Raw genomic sequence first — 20,681 nt, forward strand, 5'->3', positions numbered from 1 at the left:
TGCGGAAGGTAACGATAAGTAATGAAAGAATGCTGAAAGACACCATGCTTTGCGACGGCCGCGCCGTTGCATTTGTGATGGGCGATCCGCTGTTGTATGGTGCTAAGGCCAAAGAAACCGAGCGGGAGAAGCGCTGTGACAGGAACGGGAATCAAGAAGGTCGCGCTGGTGACGGGCGCGGGTAGCGGCATCGGCCGGGCCTGTGCGCTCAAGATGCTGGAACACGGCTATAGCGTCGTACTCGCCGGCCGTCGCCAGGCGCCGCTCGACGCGGTGGTCGAAGAAGCGCAGCAACTGGGCGGCGACGCGCTTGCTGTGGCCTGCGATGTGACGGATGCCGACAGTGTCGCCGCGCTGTTCGACACGATCCGCGAGCGGCGCGGCCGTCTCGACGTGCTGTTCAACAACGCGGGCCGCAACGGCTCGCCGGTGGATATCGACGAGCTCGATATCGACGAATGGCGCTCGGTGGTCGACACCAATCTCACGGGCGTGTTTCTCTGCACACGTGCGGCCTTCGGTCTGATGAAAACGCAGACGCCGCGGGGCGGCCGCATCATCAACAATGGGTCGATTTCCGCGCATGCGCCGCGGCCGAACAGCATCGCCTACACGGCGACCAAGCACGCGATTACCGGCATCACGAAAGCGGTTTCGCTCGACGGCCGCAAATACGACATCGTGTGCGGGCAGATCGACATCGGCAACGCAGCGACGGAAATGGCCGAGCGCATGGCGCGTGGCGTGCCGCAGGCGAACGGCGAAATCGCGGTCGAGCCGCTGATGGACGTGCAGCACGTCGCGGACGCGGTGCTGCATATGGCCGAATTGCCGCTGTCGGCGAATGTGCAGTTCATGACCATCATGGCGAGCAAGATGCCGTTCGTCGGCCGGGGCTGAGCGGGGCGTCGCCGCACGCGTCGCGGAAGATCAACTTATACTGGGCGCTTCCTGCCTTCTGTGAAAAACGATTCGCCGTGCCCCGCGCCACACCCAAGGACGACCCGCCGCCGGTGCCGCCCGTGCAGCCCGACCTCGACGATTGTTGTCATAGCGGCTGCAATCCGTGTGTCTTCGATCTCTACGATGAAGCGCTCGAGCGCTATCAGTCAGCGCTCGCCGAATGGCAAGCGCGGCAGGCGGCGCTGACTGCGGAAACGGTGCGAACGGTGCAAACACGGCCGAGCAAACCGCGTACGCGCCGCTAAACGGTATTTCAGGTTTTACGCCAAGGCCGCAGCCATACCCCGTCCCCGTCATGACCGACCTTCATTCCGCGCCCATCGAACCCTTCAACGAAACGCACACGCTCGACGACCTGCATACCTTCGTACAGCGTTATCCGCGTCTGTTCGTGTTGACCGGCGCGGGCATCAGCACGGATTCAGGCATTCCAGGCTATCGCGACGACAACGGCGAATGGAAACGTTCGCCGCCGATCACGCTGCAGGAATTTCTCGGCACGGCCGCGATGCGCCGGCGCTATTGGGCACGCAGCATGGTCGGCTGGCCGGTGGTGGCCGACGCGCAGCCGAATGCCGCGCATACCGCTCTCGCCCGGCTCGAGGCAGCGGGCCATGTGCCGACGCTCGTCACGCAGAACGTCGACGGTTTGCATCAGCGGGCGGGCAGCCGCGAGGTGATCGAACTGCATGGCGGCATCGACGGCGTGACGTGTCTGGACTGTGGGATGCAGCATTCGCGCGCGTCGATCCAGCAGACGCTCGAAGCCGACAATCCCGCGTTGCTGGACGTCACCGCCGAAACCGCCGCCGACGGCGACGCGCATCTGGAGTGGCACGATCTCGACGCTTTCCGCATTCCGGCGTGCACGAACTGCGGCGGTTTGTTGAAGCCCGCCGTGGTGTTCTTCGGCGAAAGCGTGCCGCGCGAGCGTGTCGAAGCGGCGTCGCATGCGCTCGATGCGGCCGACGCAGTGCTGGTGGTCGGCTCGTCGCTGATGGTCTATTCGGGCTACCGCTTCTGCGTGTGGGCGCAGAAGCAGGGCAAGCCGATCGTCGCGATCAATCTGGGGCGCACGCGCGCCGATCCGCTGCTGTCGCTGAAAATCGCCGCGCCCTGTGCCGATACGCTGACCGCGCTGGCGGGCCGTCTGGCGCTCGACTGAGCAAGCCGCCCGAGCCTCCCGATCAGCGCGCGGCTCGCATAAATCGTCGATAATCTCAATCCCACGTAACGCCGCTCTCACGAAAAACAACCGTCCCGCGAAAAAGGAACGCCGATGTTGACGACGATCGAACAGCTCGAAGCAATCTACGGTCAGCCCCACGAACGCGCAGTGAAGAAAGAGATTCCCTACGTCAACGAAGACTATCGCGCGTTCATCGAAGTCGCGCCCTTCGTCGTGCTCGCCACCGCCGGTCCGGAAGGCCTTGACTGTTCGCCGCGCGGCGACGCACCGGGCTTCGTGCGCGTGATCGACGAACGCACGCTCGCGTTGCCGGACCGCATCGGCAACAACCGCGTCGACAGTCTGCGCAATATCATCGTCGAGCCGCACCTGGCGCTGCTGTTCATCATCCCGGGCGTCGGCGAAAGTTTGCGCGTGAATGGCCGCGGCCGCATTTCCAACGATCCGGAATGGCTGGACAGTTTCGCCGTCGACGGTAAACTGCCGCGCACCGTGCTGCTGATCGACGTCGACGCGGTGTACTTTCATTGCTCGAAGGCGCTGGTGCGCTCGAAACTGTGGGATCCCGCGCGGCATGTCGAACGTTCGCGCCTGCCGAGTGCCGGCGAGATCCACCGGCGCATCAACGGCGCGAGTTTCGATGCCGCAACCTACGACCGTGAACTCGCCGAACGCGTGCGCACGACCCTGTACTGAAACGAACTGAACATGACTGATTCCCATCCGGCGTTGCGGCAGCACTCGCCGTCCGCCGAACGCAATCGCGAACCGATCCTTGCCGTATTGCGCGAAGTGCTGCCGGCCACCGGCCGCGTGCTGGAAATCGCGAGCGGCACGGGCCAGCATGCTATCTGCTTCGCCGGGGCATTGCCTGGGCTCGACTGGCAGCCGAGCGATCTCGATGCAGATGCGCGTGCGTCGATTGCCGCGTGGATCGCACACGCAAGGCTGGCGAACGTGCGCGCACCGCTCGCCCTCGATGTGCATCAGGCGGATTGGGGCGCGCAAACACTGAACCCGCTCGATACATTCGACGCCGTGGTCTGTATCAACATGATTCACATCTCGCCGTGGAGCGCGACGCAAGCGCTATTCGCCGGCGCGAGTCGCCGACTGGTCGACGGCGGTGTACTGTATCTGTACGGCCCTTACAAACGCGGTGGCGCGCAAACCTCGCCGAGCAACGATGCGTTCGATCAGCAATTGCGCAGCCGCGATCCCGCGTGGGGCGTGCGCGACATGGAAGCGGTGGTCGGGTTGGGCGCATCGGTCGGACTCGTATGCGACGAGCCGATCGCGATGCCGGCGAACAATTTCAGTCTGGTTTTCAGGAAACGCCTGGACGCGGCGCGGGTCTGACTGACGTTGCTTAATGCGGTGTGTGTGCGATGTGTGTGCGGTGTGTAAGCAGTGCGTCATAAAGCGCATCGCCGGGCGCAGCAGAAAGTTGAGGCCCGCACGCAGTGGAAAACCCACTCGTTGAGTATCAATGCGCGTCAGCGAGCGGCAAGCCGGCATTTCTTTTATCCTTTCACCCTCGACGTTCCGCCGACGTTCTTTCCGGCGCGGCGTCTCGACATTTATCGGACTCTGGAGAATTCACATGGGCAAACAGGCAATCGGCGTGGTGGGGCTAGCGGTCATGGGCCGCAATTTGGCGCTCAACATCGAAAGCCGCGGCCACGCGGTCTCGGTGTACAACCGTAGCCGCGAGAAAACCGACGAACTCATCGCCGAATATCCGGACAAGAAGCTGGTGCCGGCCTTCACGCTGGAAGACTTCGTGGAGTCGCTGGAAAAACCGCGCCGCATTCTGCTGATGGTCAAGGCCGGCGAGCCGACCGACGCCACCATCGCTTCGCTCAAGCCGCTGCTGGACAAGGGCGACATCCTGATCGACGGCGGCAATACGCATTTCACCGACACCATCCGCCGCAATCAGGAACTGGCGAAAGCCGGCCTGCATTTCATCGGCACGGGCGTGTCGGGCGGCGAGGAGGGCGCGCTGAAAGGCCCCTCGATCATGCCGGGCGGCCAGCGCGACGCCTATGACCTGGTTGCGCCGATCCTCACCGAAATCGCCGCCAAGGCGCCGGACGGCGAGCCGTGCGTCGCGTACATGGGTCCGGACGGCGCGGGCCACTTCGTGAAAATGGTGCACAACGGCATCGAATATGGCGATATGCAGCTGATCGCCGAGAGCTATGCGGTGCTCAAGCAGGTCGTCGGTCTGTCGAACGAAGAGCTGGCCAAGGTCTACACCGAATGGAACGAGGGCGAGCTCGACAGCTACCTGATCGAAATCACCTCGAAGATCTTCAAAAAGAAAGATGAAGAAACCGGCAAGGATCTGGTCGATGTAATCCTCGATCGCGCCGCGCAGAAGGGCACCGGCAAGTGGACCAGCCAGAACGCGCTCGACCTTGGCGCACCGCTGCCGCTGATTACGGAAGCCGTGTTCGCGCGCGTGCTGTCGTCACTGAAGACTCAGCGCGTGGCCGCGAGCAAGGTGCTGGAAGGGCCGGCAGCCAAGCCGCTCGGCGCCGAGCGTGACGCGTTCATCGAATCGGTGCGCCGTGCGCTGTACTTCAGCAAGGTGATTTCGTACGCGCAAGGTTTCGCGCAACTGCGGGCTGCATCGGAAGAGTACAAATGGGATCTGGACTACGGCACGATTGCGAAGATTTTCCGCGCCGGCTGTATCATCCGCGCCCGCTTCCTGCAGAAGATCACCGACGCCTATACGAAAGACAAGGCAATCGCCAATCTGCTGCTCGATCCGTACTTCCGCGACATCGCGAAGAACTATCAGTCGGCGTTGCGCGAAGTGGTGATTGCCGCCATCAATGCGGGCGTGCCGGTGCCGGCATTCGCGTCGGCAGTGGCGTATTTCGACGCGTATCGGTCGGAACGCCTGCCGGCGAACCTGGTGCAGGCTCAGCGCGATTTCTTCGGCGCGCATACATTCGAACGTACCGACAAGCCGGGCAGCTTCCACGCGAACTGGAGCTGAGCGTTTGAATCGTGGCCCGGCGCGCGCTTGCAGCAAGGCGCGCCGGGCCGTGCGAGCGATTGAAATCGCGATGGGCGATTATTGCTGATAGCTATCGTGCAGATAGTGTGGAAGCACGCCAGACCCTCGACTATTGCGAATTTCGGAATAGAGTTTCATCGTTTTAGGGGTTTCCCCTAGATGCCTACGCTCCTAGACTTCTACTTAAGCGCTACGGGACAACGAGCCCAAAGCACATTAAATACAAGTTCTGGAGGTTTACATCATGAAGACCCTTATCTCTGCAGTTGTCGTCGCCGCCGCTCTGGTTGCTCCTGTTGCTTCGTTTGCTCAATCGAACCAGCCGCTTACCCGCGCTGAAGTGCGTGCTCAACTGGTGCAACTGGAAAAGGCCGGTTACAACCCGATCGGCGATCATGTCGACTACCCGGCTAACCTGCAAGCTGCGCAAGCCCGCGTTGATGCACAGAACGGCACCGTTCAAGCTGTGAACAGCGGGTACGGCGCACCGATCGCCGGCACTTCGCAAGCCGGCCGTCCGCTGACCGGCAACGACCGTAACTCGGTCTACTTCGGCAACTAATTCGCCGAAGCTGATGTGAACGCCGCCTGGCTGACAGGCGGCGGGGAATGAAAAAACGCCGACCGGATTGCCGGGCGGCGTTTTGTCGTTTACGGCTCTGCTTGGCCGCCAGATCGTTTTCAAGGCGCGCTTCAACGGGTCGGTAAATGCGGAATTCCTTCGTTGCTGGTCAGGTTGAGCTGATGAATCTGCCGATGCGCCTTGTTCAGATGCGCCTGCGCGGCGACGCGTTGCGCTTCCAGTTGCGACACCTCCTTGCGCACCTGATGCTGCCGGTTCGACACGGTCTGTTCCTGTGCGCCCCGCCGTTGCAGGTCCGTGCGCAGCCGTTCGGCCTGCGCCTCGGAGCGCGCGATCATGCGCGCGAGTTGTTCGTTTTGCGCCTCGAGTTGCGCGCGGCGCGTTTCGCCTTCCGAGAGCCGCGTCGCCTGTTCCTCGAAGTGATGGAAGGCCGCTTCCGCGGCTTCGAGCTCGGCGGCTTTGAGCGCGCGCCACAGCGAGCCGTCCTGATACAGCGCGACGTAGTACGCCAGCTCCTTCGCGTGGAACAGCAGACTGACCGAATAGGCGAAGCTGCGGAATACGCGGAACGGTGTTAGCGCTTCTTCTTCGGCGAGCCATTCGATTTCCGCGGTGTCAGCCATCTGCACGCCGCGCGCGCTAACCTGAGAGGGCACCACCGGCACCGGCCGTAACGTCGTCACCGGCCGTGCCGGCTCGGCGACGGGGGCGGAGGGTGCATCGGCGGGAGCGACAGCGGGCGTGACGCCGGCCGCCGCGGCCAGCGCTGCTTCCTCGCTGTCGTCGGGCGATACGGAATCGGCGGCGTTCTCTCGCGCGACCTGCACGAGATGCGATGGGCCTGCCAGCACGCTGCGGCGGTTCAGGAGACTTTTCACGGCGGTTCCTCCGGTTGACTCGCCCGAAACCTTCAGATGGCGTCGACAGTCAAGCATGCCGGACAATCTGGCGGTTCGTGCGGTGAGCGAAAAGTGGCGGACCGGCGGCGCTAGCGCTGAGCACCGGGGTGCGCGGCAGTGCGGATGCGTTTTCCGCGAGCGCAGCTTTAATGCAGGGTGCGATGCCGTCGGCCTATTTCATCGAACAGCGCGCGGCTGGGTTCGAGGGCAAGCAACCAGGATTCGTCGTAACCGCTGAGATTGTCGAGCGCCTCGCGCAGCCGTTCGATCGCCAGCGCAGGAATCTCGACGCTGGCTTCGACGCCGCTCGACAATCCTGCGATGCTGGCCAACTGGACCAGCGCGTCGGCGGCCTCGGCGACGTCTGCCGCGAAGACCAGATGGGTGTTCAGCAACTCGACCAAACCGGGCGACGCCGCAACATCGTCGACGTTGAGTTGCACGGCCAGAAACGTGGCTTTGTTCATCCTCAACTCCTCGCAGGATCCAGGCGTTTGTGTACGGTGCGTTGCGGCAGCATGACTGAGTATAGGCGAGGGTTGAAAGGATTCAATAATCACACGAATGGGCTCGCGCAGCCGTGTGGCGGCGGTCGGGCCTGCTGCAACACCTATAATGGCGTCGGTCGAAACGCGTGATCCTGCCGGGCCGGGCGGCTCGGTATGCGGCACGGATAACGCGTCGACAGCGACTGCTTCTCAACCCACTATTCACCATGAAGATCATTCGCAGCAAGAGCTTCACCGCGACGCGTCCGTGGGACGCGCTCGATATCGCCAACATGGGCGGCATCACGACGCGCCTGCATTGGACCGATCAGCCGTACAAGTGGCATGTCAACGACGGCGAGGAAGTGTTCGCCGTGCTCGACGGGCGTGTGGAGATGCGCTATCGCGAAGGGGGCGTCGAACAGTCGGCGATTCTGGAAACGGGCGATGTGTTCTACGCGTCGGTGGGCACCGAACATGTTGCGCATCCGATCGGCGTGGCGCGCATTCTGGTGGTCGAGGCCGAGGGCAGTGTCTGACGGTTCCTTGGCCCAAGTCGTGTCGAAGCCTTTGCCAATGCACACGGCGGCATAATGGATAGGTGCCGTGGCGCCCGTCGCGAGCGGCACGGCGAATGCTTGGGGCTGATTGAATCCGATTGAATCTAAGTGTCGAGGAAAATCACATGACAAGACAATGGCAATTCACGGCGACCCGGTTGCTGATCTCGGCGACACTCGGCGTGATGATCAGCGGTTGTACGTCGATGCCGTGGGAAAGCACGCCGTTCTATAGCAGCGCGCCGTCCCACCCGACCACCCTTGGCACGGTCCCTGTGCCGGCCGGTTACTACCGCGCCAATCCGGGAGACACGCTGGCGGGCATCGCGTCGGCGTACGGTCGCAAGCCGCAGGAGATTGCGGCATGGAACGGCCTCGCAGCGAATGCGGCGGTCAATCCGGGGCAGGTGCTGCGGGTGGCGCCGCCCATGGCGTCGGGTAGCGTGGTGACGCCGCCGGTCGGTGTTGCTGGTCAGAATGGCGCGGCCGCCACGCCTGGCACGCCCGGTGCGGCTGGTGTCGCGCAGCAAGGCGTGCTGCTGTGGCCGTTGCGGGGTCCCGTGCTGAAAGCCTTTGCGCCGGGCAAGTCGAACGGTATCGTGATCGGCGGCCACGCGGGTGATCCGGTCAAGGCCGCCGCGACCGGCCGGGTGGTTTACGCCGGCACGGGGATCGAGGCGTACGGGCCCCTTATCATCATCAAGCACGACGACTCGCTGATTACCGCCTACGGGCAGAACAGCACGCTGCTGGTCAAGGAAGGCGACGCTGTCGCGCAAGGGCAAACCATCGGCGAAGTCGGTGTGGATAGCCGGGGCGTGGCGTCGATTCAGTTCGAAGTTCGCCAGAATGGCCAGCCGGTCGATCCGCTTGCGTGGCTGCCGAAGTCGGGTGGGTGAACCGCGTCTATTAGCGCGGTTTTCAGCGCCGCGTTAATTAATTGAATACACTGTGTGGCTCAACAACCGGAGTCGTGGCCGTTCATCGAAGTAGATGAAGCGGTGCACGGGCCGGCGGTCACAGGCTGTCATGCATTGACACAAACAGGGACACACGAGGTTTTCACCATGATCGATTTGCGCAGCGACACCGTAACCCGTCCAACTCCTGCCATGCTCGCGGCGATGTCGGCCGCCGAAGTGGGCGACGACGTCTGGGGCGACGACCCAACCGTGCTGCGTCTGCAGGCAACGGTCGCGGAGCGTGCCGGCAAGGAAGCCGGCCTGTTCTTTCCGAGCGGCACGCAAAGCAATCTGGCGGCGTTGATGGCGCATTGCGCGCGCGGCGACGAATACATCGTCGGCCAGTTGGCGCATACCTATAAGTACGAAGGCGGCGGCGCGGCGGTGCTCGGCAGTATCCAGCCGCAGCCGCTCGAGAATGCCGCCGACGGTTCGATCCCGCTCGAGAAGATCGCCGCCGCGATCAAGCCGATCGACAACCACTTCGCGCGCACGCGCCTGCTGGCGCTGGAAAACACCATCGGCGGCAAGGTGCTGCCGGCGGGTTATGTCGACGAGGCGGTGCAGTTGGCGCGTAAGCATGGCTTGGCGGCTCACCTTGACGGCGCGCGGGTCTACAACGCGGCGGTTGCATCGGGCAAGCCGGTCGCAGCACTATGCGAACCGTTCGACTCAATCTCGATCTGTTTTTCGAAGGGCTTGGGGGCACCGGTTGGCTCGGTTCTGGTCGGCAGCCAGGCGCTGATCGATGTGGCGCATCGCTGGCGCAAGGTGCTGGGCGGCGGCATGCGTCAGGCCGGTGTGCTGGCCGCGGCTTGCCTGTACGCGCTGGATCACAACGTCGAGCGTCTCGCCGACGATCACGCGAACGCCGCACATCTGGCGGCCGGTCTGGAATCGATCGACCATGTCAAGGTGCAGTCGATCGCGACCAACATGGTGTTCGCGCATTTTCCGCAGCAGCATTGCGTACCGCTGGAAGCGTGGCTGAAGGAGCGCGGCATCCTCACGCAGATGCTCTACGCGTCGCGCTTCGTTACGCATAAGGATGTGTCGCGTGCGGATATCGATACGTTTATCGCCGCGGTGAAGGGGTATTTCGCCGCGCATTGATTGAAATGCCGGGAAGAAAAAACGGGCGCACTGCCACAGCAGTGCGCCCGTTTTGTTTATTTCGCCGACGCTTTCGCGTGCACGCCCGCGCGATGCGACGGCGCGAACAGCCGCAGTCCGCTCGCAAGGCTCGCCGCGCCGGCAAAGAAGGCGCCGGCGCTGAGCGCGAGCGTGGGTCCATGCCGGCCGGCGATACCAAAGCTCAGCGCGACCAGCGCAGCGCCGGTGGTCTGCCCAAGCAGCCGGGCAGTCGCGACGATGCCGCTGGCGCCGCCGCTGCGCTCGGGCGGTGCGCTCGCCATCAGTGCCTTCAGGTTGGGCGACTGGAAAAAGCCGAAGCCCGCGCCGCAAATCGCCATGCGGATGCCGATGTCGAGCACATGCGGATGCACCGGCAACAACGCGAGCGACGCCATCCCCGCCGACATCACCGCCAGACCGATCGCGCCAAGCAGGCCCGGCGGATAGCGGTCGGACAGACTGCCCGCCAGCGGCGCGGCCAGTGCGACCACCACGGGCCACGGCGTCATCAGAAAGCCGGTCTCGACCTGGCTGCGATGCAGCACGTCCTCAAAGTAGAAAGGCAGCGACACGAACGCCAGCCCTTGCGCGGCGAACGAGCACACCGCAGTCACCGCGGACAACGCGAACACCGGCCGCTTGAACAGATCGACCGGCAGCATCGGCGCCGGGTGACCGGCTTCGCGGCGAATCAGCAGTACGCCGAACACCACGGCGATCGCGGCCGCGCTCAGCACGAGTTGCGTCGAGGCGCGCTGGGCCGCTTCGCCGAGCGCGAAGATCAGCGCGGCGAAGGTGATCACGTTGAGGAGCGCCGCAATCGGGTCGAAGTTGTGCTTGCCGCGCTCGGTGTGCGGCAGCGCGGGCCATGCGAAGGCAAGCGCCAGCAGACCCAGCGGCACGTTGACTGCGAACAGCCACGGCCATGCGGCAACGGACAGAATCAGCGAGGCCACCGTCGGCCCGACTGCGAACGACACGCCAACAATCAACGCGTTAGTGCCGAGGCCGCGTCCGAGCCGGTGCGGCGGATACAGATAGCGGATCAGCGCCGTGTTGACGCTCATGATCGCGCTCGCGCCGAGACCTTGCAGCACGCGCGCGGCGGCCAGCATCGGCAGTGTCGAAGCGAGCGAGCAGGCCAGCGACGCCAGCGTGAATAGCGCAATGCCGCCGATATAAATCCTGCGATGCCCAACGATGTCGCCGAGTGCGGCGAGCGGCAGCAGTGTCGCGACCATCGCGAGCTGGTAGGCGTTGATGATCCATACCGAAGCGGCGGGTGCAGCATGCAGATCCGCGGCGATGGCGGGCAGGGCGGTGTTGGCGATCGCCGTGTCGAGCGTGGCGAGTGCGACTGCGAGCATGATCGCGGCCATCGCGCGCCGATTGGCGGCGCTCATCGGGCCGTCCGCCGGAAAGGTCTGGTCGAGCGTGGCGCTGGGTTTGTCGGACAAGGCGTGGCTCGTCGGGTTATGCATGCCGCAGCGCTTGGCGCGTCGGAGGGACAGCGCGGCGGCGTGCAGGCGGCAGGGTGGTTGCGTGGCGTGAAGCGCGGGGCCCGAGTTCAGCGCTCAGGGCGGCGCGCGCGGCGAATGAAGTGATTGTTACAGAGACGTGGAAATCGTGCTGGGAGGCCGGCAGGGCGGGGCGCTCGATCGGACGCCTCTAACGCAACTAACGGTCAAGCCCACGCGGCGTCTTCGAATCGGCGTGGCGCCGCGTTATCGCATATCGCTTCGGCATAACAGTTCAGCAGACGAGGCGCGCCGATTTGACCACGTATCGAACCAGTCAACGCATTCATCGCCACGTCACAGGTCGAAAAAGATAATCGTGCTGCCTCTCCCATTCAGTCGGCTTTCATTGCTCGTTATCCTTTGCCTGTTTTGCGGGCCGATGCACGCACCCAGTGCCGCGCACAGGCCGCATCTGCACCGCGTGCGTGCTTGGAACGCGTGCGGAATGCGTGCGGAACGCGTGAAGCCCCGTATGTCGGCGGGCATGGCATGTGCATGAACACCCGCTCGCGCTCGCCGGTGTTCCTGCGCCGTAAAATGTCGTACTCTGTTTGTTAACCCGCCTGACCGACACGCGCCTCCCGTCCGTCATCTATGCGGTTCGCGTATGTCGCGTCGTTTTTTCCCCGGAGGCCTCGATGACAGCCGTCGATCTGGAATTCGACCAGCTCAACAGTACCGTCGACGCGCTACGGCGCTCAATTTCCAATCGCATGATGTACGGCGTCGGCAAGGACGCCGTCACCGCTCATCCCCATGACTGGCTGCACGCCGCGGCGCTCGCCGTGCGCGACCGGCTGGTCGCGCGCTGGATGAAGACCACGCGCCTGCAGTACGAACAGGACGTCAAACGCGTCTACTACCTGTCGATGGAATTCCTGATCGGCCGCACGTTTACGAACGCGTTGCTGGCGCTCGGCATCCACGATCAGGTGAAGGAAGCGCTCGCGGATCTCGGCGTCGATATGGACATGCTGGTCAATATCGAACCGGACGCGGCCCTCGGCAACGGCGGCCTCGGGCGGCTCGCCGCCTGTTTTCTCGATTCGATGGCGACGCTCGGCATTCCGGGCTTCGGCTACGGTATCCGTTACGAATATGGCATGTTCCGTCAGGAGATCGTCGACGGCGAGCAGGTCGAAGCGCCGGACTACTGGCTGCGCGCGGGCAATCCGTGGGAGTTTCCGCGGCCCGAGATCAAGTACATGGTGCACTTCGGTGGGCGTACTGTGCAACGCGGCGAGCATGTGGAGTGGATCGACACCGAGCATGTGAATGCCACCGCGTATGACACCGTCATTCCGGGTTACGCGACAGACGCGACCAATACGCTGCGCCTTTGGTCGGCGCGCGCTACCGAAGAACTCGATCTCGGCGCGTTCAATCGTGGCGACTACCGCAATGCAGTCGATACGAAGAACATGTCGGAGAACGTTTCGCGCCTGCTGTATCCGGACGACTCGACGCCGGCCGGCCGCGAACTGCGGCTGCGGCAGGAATACTTCTTCGTTTCGGCGACCATGCAGGATCTGATTCGCCGCTATCAGCGCACGCACAGCACGTTTGGGCGCTTCTCCGAAAAGGTGGCGGTGCATCTGAACGACACGCACCCGGTTCTGGCGATTCCGGAACTGATGCGTTTGCTGGTGGATGTTCATCATCAACCATGGGACAAGGCGTGGCATCACGTCACGAAGATTTTCTCGTACACGAACCACACCTTGATGCCCGAGGCGCTCGAAACATGGGACGTCGAGATGCTTGCGCGCCTTTTGCCGCGGCATCTGGAAATCATCTTCGAGATCAACGCGGGCTTTCTCAAGCATGTCAGTGAGCAATCGGGACACGACGGCGAGATGATCCGCCGCATTTCTCTAGTCGATGAATACGGCCAGCGGCGTGTGCGGATGGCGTATCTGGCGATCGTTGCGAGTCACAAGGTGAATGGCGTATCGAAGCTGCATTCGCAGCTGATGACGCGCGATATCTTCGCCGACTTCGCGCGCATCTATCCGGACCGTTTCACTAACGTCACCAACGGCATCACCCCGCGGCGCTGGCTGGCGCAGGCGAGTCCGTCGCTGTCGTCGCTGATCGATCAGCAGATCGGCAAGCATTGGCGCAGCAATCTGTTCGAGCTGGAGCAACTGCGCAGTCTGCGCAACGACAGCGCGTTCATCGACGCCTTTCATGAAGCAAAACGGCAGAACAAACTGCGGCTCGTGCAGCGGCTTGCGCATCACACCAAACTGCACTTCGATCCCGATGCGTTGTTCGACCTTCAGGTCAAGCGCATTCACGAATACAAGCGGCAGTTGCTGAACGTGTTGCACGTGATCGTGCGCTACAACCAGATTCGTGCGAATCCGGAGCGCGATTGGGTGCCGCGCGTGGTGATGTTCGCCGGCAAGGCGGCGTCCGCTTATCGCATGGCGAAGACGATCATCAAACTGATCGGTGACGTCAGCGAGAAGGTCAATCACGATCCGTTGATCGGGGATCGCCTCAAGGTGGTGTTCGTGCCGAACTACGGCGTGAGCGTGGCCGAGTTGATCATTCCAGCGGCTGATCTCTCCGAGCAGATTTCGATGGCCGGCACCGAAGCGTCAGGCACCGGCAACATGAAGCTCGCGTTGAACGGCGCGTTGACGATCGGCACGATGGACGGCGCCAACATCGAGATCTGCGACGCAGTGGGGCGCGAGAACATTTTCATCTTCGGCCATACCGCTGATGAAGTGGACAACCTGCGCGCCACCGGCTACCGGCCGCGGCAAGTCTACGAGGAGAATCCGGAATTGCGCATGGCGCTCGACCAGATTCGCACGGGCTACTTCTCGCCGGATGATCCACTGCGCTTCTCGGATATTTTCCACACGTTGGTGGATTGGGGCGATCACTACATGGTGCTCGCCGATTTCGCCGCGTTTGCGAAAGCGCAGGACGAAGTGGATGCGCGTTTCATCGACAAGCGCGCGTGGACCGAGAGCGCGATCGAGAACGTCGCGGGCATGGGACAGTTTTCGTCGGACCGCACCATCGGCGAATATGCGCGCAACATCTGGCACGTGAATCCGCTCAATATGGAGTGACGCGGGCACGTTTGCGTGTGGCGCCTGCTCAAACGAAAAAGGCCGTGCGAAATTTTTTGCACGGCCTTTCTTTATTGACGGATGACTATCACGGGGCGAATCGTTCGCTCTCGTTCGCGGCATACAAACCGAACTGCCCGCGCGGGAAATCGAATAGCACGTCGATGTTCTGCATCGCCATCAAACCGACCACGATGCGGTTAGCGTCCGGTTTCGCCTTGACGATCGTGACTTGCGCCTTCTCGTAGCGGTGCACCCACGATCCTGTGCCGATGGCCGTCTCGTAGTTGCCCTGATCGAGCACATTGCCGACATCGCCGTCACCGGTCCAGTTGGGCGCTTTGTCCATTTCGAGGCGGATCATGCCGGTGCTGCCGGTTGCGAACACCAGCGGCGCGCAGAAGGTCATCTTGTTGCCCACATTCACGCAGCCTCGCGGCCATTGCGCCGTACCGTCTTGCGACATTGTCATTGGCACCATCGTGTAGTCCTTGGTAATGGTCCTCGAGGGGCTCAACACCATGTACGGCTTCGCGAAGTTCGAGTGCACCAGATAGCGTTGGCCGATGTTGCCGGGCAATGCGCGCAGAGGTTGCGTGTAGCTGTTGTCGTCGGGCTGCGCGGCGCCGACGCCGACGATGCCGGAAAACGCCCAGCCGAATTCACCGGTGTAGCCGTCCATCCCGGCGCACTTGCGCGCGTTCGGCAGGCAACGCACGACGTCCACCGCTTGCGCGGCGATCGGCGTTGGGGTGGTGCCGGCGAGGCTGAACGGCACTTTCACGGCCGAGCCGAGAATCTCCACGCCGTTCGCGAACGACAACGACGTCATGCCGCCGGCGCTTGCGTAGTTCGAACCCGGCAGCACCGACTTCAGCACCCGCGTGCCTTGCGTCCCCGTGTCGAGCGCCATGTATACCGGTTTGCCGTCGAGTTGGACCGGCAGACCGAGGCGTGCGTGGTCTTCGTCGGCACGCTCCACGTGCAGCGGAATCAGCAGGCCGTCGTTGCCGCCGTTGATCAGCGCGGCATTGGGGGCTGGCGGCGCGGGGGTGGGGAAGGTGACGGAGCAGCCGGTCAGTGCGGCGAGCGCGCCGGCTGCAACCAGTGCCGCCGCGGCTGAACGACGAAAATGAGAGCGAAAACGAGGACCGGCATGCCGGCGCGCGGCATCGAGAGACGACAGGAACATAGGATCACGCTTTGCAAAAAGGCGAGTCCCTGGCGAAGGCGATGCATCGTGAGCTGTGGGGTGGACTACTCGAACAGCACTGGCGGCAATCTCACTGAATTGCCGCGGCGTGGGCGGGGAAACCGGGACGCTTGCGGGGCCTGCGGGAGGGAACACGCGATAACAGGAGCGGCGACTCTACACGGCCACCCGCGGGCAATTGCAAAGATGTGTAAAGGTTTGGAGGGCGGCTGGCAAGTCGCCCGTGCAAGTGTTGATCTATGTCAATAGTCGCGTGGACGGCGGATCACGGTGGTTTGCGCGCGGCCGAGCGTGGCACGGTCGAGGGCGCTTGTCAGCAGGCCGATCACGTCGTCGAGGGTGCGCGAGGTGACTTCGACACGAAAGGTCACGCGCTCGTGTTGCTGGTCGACGGTCACGACATAGAGGCGCAGATCGTCGCCGAGAGCGGTATGCAATGCACGCCGCCCTTGTGCCGACGAGGTGCCGGGCACGGTGACGTCGATGATGACGAGCGGAACGACGACATGTGTGCGGCGGGGAAGGCGTGATTCGCGCGCTGCGCGCGGGATGGAAACTTCAGACGTTGCAACTGACGTGAGCATCATGATTGCGCCGATTCGGCGAGGCGGCGCGCGTTGTTGACACCCAACCACTCTAACGACGTGCGTCTCAACGACGCGCAAAAGCTACCGCGTCACGAATCAATTTTGTGTTAACGCGCCACGCCTCGCGGATGGCGGATGGCGGCGGCTCAGACCTTGGGTGCCGCAGCGACGGCCTTCGCCTCGTGCACGGCCGCGGCGACGCGCTCGACGAACTCGCGATCGGTGCTCATGAGCGCCTCACGCAGGCCATTCGCGGTCTGCACCATCAGACGATGCGTGATGTCCTGGGTCGCCCACGTGAGCCAGCCGACCACCACCAGCATCGTGCCGCACACCATGCCGACCGGCGAGCGCAATATCCCGCCGACAATAACGCCCACGAGTCCGACGAGCGAGATCGCACGGGGCAGGGCTTTGTTTTTCTGCACGGTGACGACTTGCACGTCGACGATGTCGCGCAGCGGAAAGACCTGGCCGGCCGACGAGAGTGCGTTACGCGTGACCGACACGCCGCGATCGTTGAAAGGGGTTTCCATCGAGTCCAATGCAAGCGGTAGCAAAGGGCGCAGCGTACCAGATGCGGCGGCAGCGCTGGAAGTGGCGGGGTGAGGAAGATATCTTTACATCAACGCAGAAGCCCGAAACACCGCTCCCCCAAAAGAAAAAACGCCCCGCAGGGCGTTTTCCAGAACCTCGGGACAGCAAGGAACTCGCGCTCCTCGCCGACAAGGCAAAGCTCGCTTAGAACTTGTGACGGATACCGACGCGGAATGCCAGTTGGTTGTCCGCGCCCGTGCCCGACGTGTTGAAGTAGCTCGTGCTCGAACCGATCTGCGCTTGCAGATCTTGCGTGCCATTGCGGCCAGCAGCGATCTGATAGATGCCCAGGGCGTAGACGTCCGTGCGCTTGCTCAATGCGTAGTCGACGCTCAGGTCGGCCTGGTTCCAGTGGCCGCGATTCGCATCGCTCAGGTGCATGTACGTGTAGCCAGCGCCTGCCGTCAGTGCCGGCGTGAACGCGTACTTCGCGCCCGCTTCGTATGCAGCGAACGTGGTCGAGCTGCCCGAGATCGGTTGGAAGCGCGTGTTCGTGTACAACGCCCACAGCGTAGCCGCGCCGATCGAGTAACGGCCGCCGACGCCGAACGTGCGCAGATCACGCACGTTGCCCGTCGTCACGTTGGCGATAGCCGTCGAGAATGCCGGGGTGGACTGGCTCGGGTAACGGATGTCCGTGTACGCTGCGCCGACGCCGAACGGGCCGTTCGCGTAGTTCACGCCAAAGCTGTATGCACGCGACGAACCTGCGACTGGTGCTGCGGTCGTGCCGGTTGCCGGCGAGCCGGCGAATGCGCCAGCCTGGTTCGAGAAGCCATACATCGCGCCGAAGGTCAGGCCCGCGAAATTCGCGCTGCTGAACTTGACTGCGTTGTTGATGCGGCTCGACGTCAGCTGGTCGACGTCGTTGATGTGGTAAGCGTAGTTACCCGCGACGGTTTGGCCACCCGTCGAGTAGTTGCCGCCCAGGTAATCCGTCGAAAACGAATACTGGCGACCGAACGTCAGCGAGCCGACGTTGTTCTGCGACAGACCGACATACGCTTGACGGCCGAACAGCGCGCCGCCTTGGCCGAGCGTGCCGTTGCCGCTGTTAAAGCCGCTTTCCAATACGAACAGTGCCTTCAGGCCGCCACCGAGATCTTCGGTGCCGCGCAGGCCCCAACGGCTGCCTTGAGCAACGCCGTCGTCGTACTTGAAGAGGTTGTCGTGACCGGTAGCGGTCTTCGAGTTGTTTACGTAGCTGATACCGGCATCGATCAAGCCATACAGCGTGACGCTGCTTTGTGCGTGGGCGGCGGTGGCGAAGACGGCGAGCGTAGCGGCGGCAAATACTTTCTTGTTCAAGACTTTCTCCGATTAAAAATTAAGCGATCACCACGCCGCACTCTTTGGTAAGGTCGTGAGATGGACCGCAATTTAAGGGAACGCAGAGTAAGGTCTGTGACAGCTTTGCTTATTTTTGTAATCTGTCGCGCTGGCGCGACACTCACATAGCATTGCCAGTTGAAATCGAGCAAGGCACGTCGTGTATAAGCTTTTTCCAGATCGTGCATATAAGCGTGTGAAAAACGATTGGTTTTCGGGGGCATTTGCTGCATGCGAGGATCCGCACCTGCTAATCAAAATCGCTTGTGGGGAAATGCATGCAACGCCGGAAAATCATCCAGAATCTGCTCGCTATCGCCGCCGTTTCGCTGACGGCAACGTTTGCGCACGCCGACGACAAACAACTGAAGATCGGCACGATGAGCGGCCCGGACGCACAAATCTGGTCGGTCGTGACCAAGGTGGCGGCGCGCGAAGGGCTGAATGTGAAGGTCATCGAATTCAACGACTACGTGCAGCCGAACGCGGCACTCGACTCGGGCGACCTCGACGCGAACGGGTTCCAGCACCAGCCGTTTCTCGATAGCCAGATCAAGCAGCGTGGCTACAAGATCGTCAACGTCGGCCTGACCTACGTTTCGCCGATGGGCTTCTATTCGAGAAAGCTCAAGTCGCTCAAGGACTTGCCGGAAGGCGCGAAGGTCGGCATCCAGAACGATCCGTCGAATGGCAACCGTGCGCTGCTGCTGTTGCAGAAGTACGGCGTGATCAAGCTGAAGCCGGGCGTCGGCACGAACGGCGTCAACGCCACGCCGCTCGACGTCGCCGAGAATCCGAAGAAGATCAAGCTGGTGGAACTCGACGCCGCGCAATTGCCGCGCTCGCTCGACGACCTCGACGCGGCGTCGATCAACACGGACTACGCGGTGAAGGCCGGCTTGCAGCCGACGAAAGACGCGATCGCGATCGAGGACCTCAAAGGTCCGTACGCGAATCTGATCGCCGTGCGCGCGCAGGATCGCGACAAGCCGTGGGTCAAGAAGCTGGTCGCGGCGTATGAGTCGGATGAAGTGCGCAAGTACATCGACACGCAGTTCAAAGGCGCGATCATTCCGGCTTTCTGAGCGGATTGACAGGCGGCTTGCCGGCCGCCTTTGAACCATCCGTTCTTTCGCAACAGGCCCTTAAAAGCAGAACGCCCGCTGAAATAGCGGGCGTTCTGCTTTGCCGGCACAGCTTTCGCGGATGACTCCAGGAAAGCGCGGCTTCAAGTGTTCCTTAGTTGCTCAACAACGACCCGCTTCTGAACGCCTTCGCACCGGCAATGCGCGCGAATTCCAGCCCGGCCGTCGCAAAGCGCGTCAAATGCCGCGCATACAGCACGCCGGCTACCGTGCTCTTAAGCGTGACGACGCGATCGGTCAACGGATCGACGATATCGGCGATCTCATGGCCGACATCGACCCATGTACCGACTTCGCAGCGATACACGAGCACACCGCTGATCGGCGCGACGATCGGCTCGGCGCCGGCCAGAGGCGTGGCGGCGAATTCGAGCGCCGGCAGCGGGGCGGCCGTACCGTCGATCACACCGCGCGAGGTCAGGTACTCGATGATCGCCTGGGCGTCGCGCTCCGCGTACTCGTACGACACTTCGCGTTGACCGCGCAGTTCGATCGTGACAGAAACCGAGCCGTTTGGAATCGGGAAACGGTCGCCGTAACGGCCGCGCAAATCCGACCAGCAGAAGCTGTGGATTTCGTCGAACGGATTACCCACGGAATTCAGCGCCAGCAGCGACGCCTTCGCGTCCAGATAGCAGGCGAGCGGCTCGACTTCCGGCCACAGGTCCGGGTTCGTGTAGAGGTGCATCGCGGCTTCCCAGTCGCAGTGCAGATCGAGCACGACGTCGGCGTCAAACGAGAGTTTTTGCAGCGCCAGACGTTGCGATTCGAGTTCGGTTGCCGGCTCCTGCGCGTCGAGCGCTTCGCGCATCGCCGCGCGGATCGCCGTGCGATTGGCGTCGATGTTGTCGGTCAGGCGCGCTTCGATGCCGGGCTGAATCAGCGCCGACAGCTCGTAGAAATTGCGGTTGAAGTTCTGCGCGCTGTTGGTCTCGAAGCGGCCGGTCAGATGGCCGAGAAAGTGCTGATTCAGGCCGATCGGATTGGCCACCGGCACGATCACGACTTCGCCGCGCACCTTGCCGGCGGCTTCCAGTGCGGCGAGCTTGCGGCGCAACGCCCACGAAACCAGCATGCCGGGCAACTCGTCGGCATGCAGCGACGACTGGATGTAAATCTTCTGCCCGCCGCCAGGACCGTAGTGAAAACTCGTCAGATTACGGGCGGTGCCGAGCGTCGGGGCAATCAGCGGATGGGTTTGGGTTTGCATGGTTTTCAAATCCGCGGGCATTTGGGGCGTGCCGCGCTATGTCGTTGATTACAAGGGGAAAGGGTGTTCAAAGGTCGGTCATTGGCGGGCGGGTTCGCAGCGCCTCTAGCGCACGATCTTAGCCGATATGACGCGGCGCGTGGTCTTGTGCGGCGCGGCCCGGAGCGCGCGGCACG

Annotated in this window: 20 protein-coding genes; 12 read left to right on the top strand and 8 right to left on the bottom strand. The window is 62.8% G+C overall.

Going from position 1 to position 20,681, the window contains the following annotated elements:
• The first annotated feature begins 135 nt into the window (after nucleotides 1-135).
• The 7 genes from KHO33_RS22410 to KHO33_RS22440 all read left to right on the top strand — a co-directional run bounded on the left by KHO33_RS22410 (nucleotide 136) and on the right by KHO33_RS22440 (nucleotide 5,748).
• Nucleotides 136-900 (top strand): SDR family oxidoreductase, encoded by a 765-nt coding sequence (locus tag KHO33_RS22410; protein WP_128576782.1) that lies wholly within the window; start codon nucleotides 136-138, stop codon nucleotides 898-900.
• Between the two features lie 77 nt (nucleotides 901-977).
• The gene (locus tag KHO33_RS22415; protein ID WP_054041896.1) at nucleotides 978-1,208 is read left to right on the top strand and encodes an oxidoreductase-like domain-containing protein; all 231 of its coding nucleotides are present in this window, start codon (nucleotides 978-980) and stop codon (nucleotides 1,206-1,208) included.
• A 50-nt stretch (nucleotides 1,209-1,258) separates the two neighbouring features.
• Nucleotides 1,259-2,128, top strand: a complete 870-nt coding sequence (locus KHO33_RS22420) for an NAD-dependent protein deacetylase (protein WP_054041894.1) — start codon at nucleotides 1,259-1,261, stop codon at nucleotides 2,126-2,128.
• 114 nt (nucleotides 2,129-2,242) lie between these two features.
• Entirely contained in the window at nucleotides 2,243-2,848 is a 606-nt protein-coding gene (locus tag KHO33_RS22425) for a pyridoxamine 5'-phosphate oxidase family protein (RefSeq protein WP_200566398.1), read from the top strand.
• A 12-nt stretch (nucleotides 2,849-2,860) separates the two neighbouring features.
• A complete protein-coding gene (locus KHO33_RS22430) occupies nucleotides 2,861-3,511 on the top strand; it encodes a DUF938 domain-containing protein (protein ID WP_200566400.1) in 651 nt (216 codons plus the stop codon).
• A gap of 244 nt (nucleotides 3,512-3,755) precedes the next feature.
• Nucleotides 3,756-5,165, top strand: a complete 1,410-nt coding sequence (gndA, locus tag KHO33_RS22435; protein WP_200566402.1) for an NADP-dependent phosphogluconate dehydrogenase — start codon at nucleotides 3,756-3,758, stop codon at nucleotides 5,163-5,165.
• A gap of 265 nt (nucleotides 5,166-5,430) precedes the next feature.
• Nucleotides 5,431-5,748, top strand: coding sequence for a DUF4148 domain-containing protein (locus KHO33_RS22440; protein ID WP_054041888.1), 318 nt, complete (start codon nucleotides 5,431-5,433; stop codon nucleotides 5,746-5,748).
• A 131-nt stretch (nucleotides 5,749-5,879) separates the two neighbouring features.
• Here the strand turns inward: KHO33_RS22440 and KHO33_RS22445 are convergent, their stop codons facing one another.
• A complete protein-coding gene (locus KHO33_RS22445; RefSeq protein ID WP_054041953.1) occupies nucleotides 5,880-6,647 on the bottom strand; it encodes a DUF2968 domain-containing protein in 768 nt (255 codons plus the stop codon).
• Nucleotides 6,648-6,814: 167 nt separating this feature from the next.
• Complete coding sequence (locus KHO33_RS22450; RefSeq protein ID WP_054041885.1) at nucleotides 6,815-7,135, bottom strand: hypothetical protein; 321 nt, start codon at nucleotides 7,133-7,135, stop codon at nucleotides 6,815-6,817.
• Nucleotides 7,136-7,383: 248 nt separating this feature from the next.
• Here KHO33_RS22450 and KHO33_RS22455 point away from each other — a divergent pair, with 248 nt between their 5' ends.
• From KHO33_RS22455 to ltaE, 3 genes are all read left to right on the top strand, one after another.
• The gene (locus KHO33_RS22455) at nucleotides 7,384-7,695 is read left to right on the top strand and encodes a cupin domain-containing protein (RefSeq protein ID WP_200566404.1); all 312 of its coding nucleotides are present in this window, start codon (nucleotides 7,384-7,386) and stop codon (nucleotides 7,693-7,695) included.
• 146 nt (nucleotides 7,696-7,841) lie between these two features.
• Nucleotides 7,842-8,615: a peptidoglycan DD-metalloendopeptidase family protein gene (locus KHO33_RS22460; RefSeq protein ID WP_200566405.1), complete on the top strand. Its 774-nt coding sequence runs from the start codon at nucleotides 7,842-7,844 to the stop codon at nucleotides 8,613-8,615.
• 168 nt (nucleotides 8,616-8,783) lie between these two features.
• Complete coding sequence (gene ltaE, locus KHO33_RS22465) at nucleotides 8,784-9,791, top strand: low-specificity L-threonine aldolase (RefSeq protein ID WP_054041950.1); 1,008 nt, start codon at nucleotides 8,784-8,786, stop codon at nucleotides 9,789-9,791.
• A gap of 56 nt (nucleotides 9,792-9,847) precedes the next feature.
• On the opposite strand, the gene KHO33_RS22470 is transcribed toward ltaE, so the two are convergent.
• Nucleotides 9,848-11,215 (bottom strand): MFS transporter, encoded by a 1,368-nt coding sequence (locus KHO33_RS22470; protein ID WP_200566483.1) that lies wholly within the window; start codon nucleotides 11,213-11,215, stop codon nucleotides 9,848-9,850.
• 755 nt (nucleotides 11,216-11,970) lie between these two features.
• Between KHO33_RS22470 and KHO33_RS22475 the strand changes: the two genes are divergently transcribed.
• The gene (locus KHO33_RS22475; protein WP_200566407.1) at nucleotides 11,971-14,424 is read left to right on the top strand and encodes a glycogen/starch/alpha-glucan phosphorylase; all 2,454 of its coding nucleotides are present in this window, start codon (nucleotides 11,971-11,973) and stop codon (nucleotides 14,422-14,424) included.
• An 88-nt stretch (nucleotides 14,425-14,512) separates the two neighbouring features.
• Here KHO33_RS22475 and KHO33_RS22480 read toward each other — a convergent pair whose 3' ends face one another.
• From KHO33_RS22480 to KHO33_RS22495, 4 genes are all read right to left on the bottom strand, one after another.
• Nucleotides 14,513-15,616, bottom strand: a complete 1,104-nt coding sequence (locus tag KHO33_RS22480) for a hypothetical protein (RefSeq protein WP_200566409.1) — start codon at nucleotides 15,614-15,616, stop codon at nucleotides 14,513-14,515.
• A gap of 263 nt (nucleotides 15,617-15,879) precedes the next feature.
• A complete protein-coding gene (locus KHO33_RS22485; RefSeq protein WP_200566410.1) occupies nucleotides 15,880-16,224 on the bottom strand; it encodes a hypothetical protein in 345 nt (114 codons plus the stop codon).
• Nucleotides 16,225-16,370: 146 nt separating this feature from the next.
• Nucleotides 16,371-16,760: a DUF6232 family protein gene (locus KHO33_RS22490; protein WP_200566412.1), complete on the bottom strand. Its 390-nt coding sequence runs from the start codon at nucleotides 16,758-16,760 to the stop codon at nucleotides 16,371-16,373.
• 205 nt (nucleotides 16,761-16,965) lie between these two features.
• Nucleotides 16,966-18,129: a porin gene (locus KHO33_RS22495; protein WP_200566414.1), complete on the bottom strand. Its 1,164-nt coding sequence runs from the start codon at nucleotides 18,127-18,129 to the stop codon at nucleotides 16,966-16,968.
• 299 nt (nucleotides 18,130-18,428) lie between these two features.
• Here KHO33_RS22495 and KHO33_RS22500 point away from each other — a divergent pair, with 299 nt between their 5' ends.
• On the top strand, nucleotides 18,429-19,235 hold the full coding sequence (locus KHO33_RS22500; protein WP_054042028.1) for a MetQ/NlpA family ABC transporter substrate-binding protein: 807 nt from the start codon (nucleotides 18,429-18,431) through the stop codon (nucleotides 19,233-19,235).
• A 154-nt stretch (nucleotides 19,236-19,389) separates the two neighbouring features.
• Here KHO33_RS22500 and KHO33_RS22505 read toward each other — a convergent pair whose 3' ends face one another.
• Nucleotides 19,390-20,505: a succinylglutamate desuccinylase/aspartoacylase family protein gene (locus tag KHO33_RS22505; protein ID WP_054042042.1), complete on the bottom strand. Its 1,116-nt coding sequence runs from the start codon at nucleotides 20,503-20,505 to the stop codon at nucleotides 19,390-19,392.
• Between the last annotated feature and the right edge of the window lie 176 nt (nucleotides 20,506-20,681).

It is taken from the genome of Paraburkholderia nemoris (assembly GCF_905221015.1).
Taxonomy (GTDB): Bacteria; Pseudomonadota; Gammaproteobacteria; order Burkholderiales; family Burkholderiaceae; genus Paraburkholderia; species Paraburkholderia nemoris.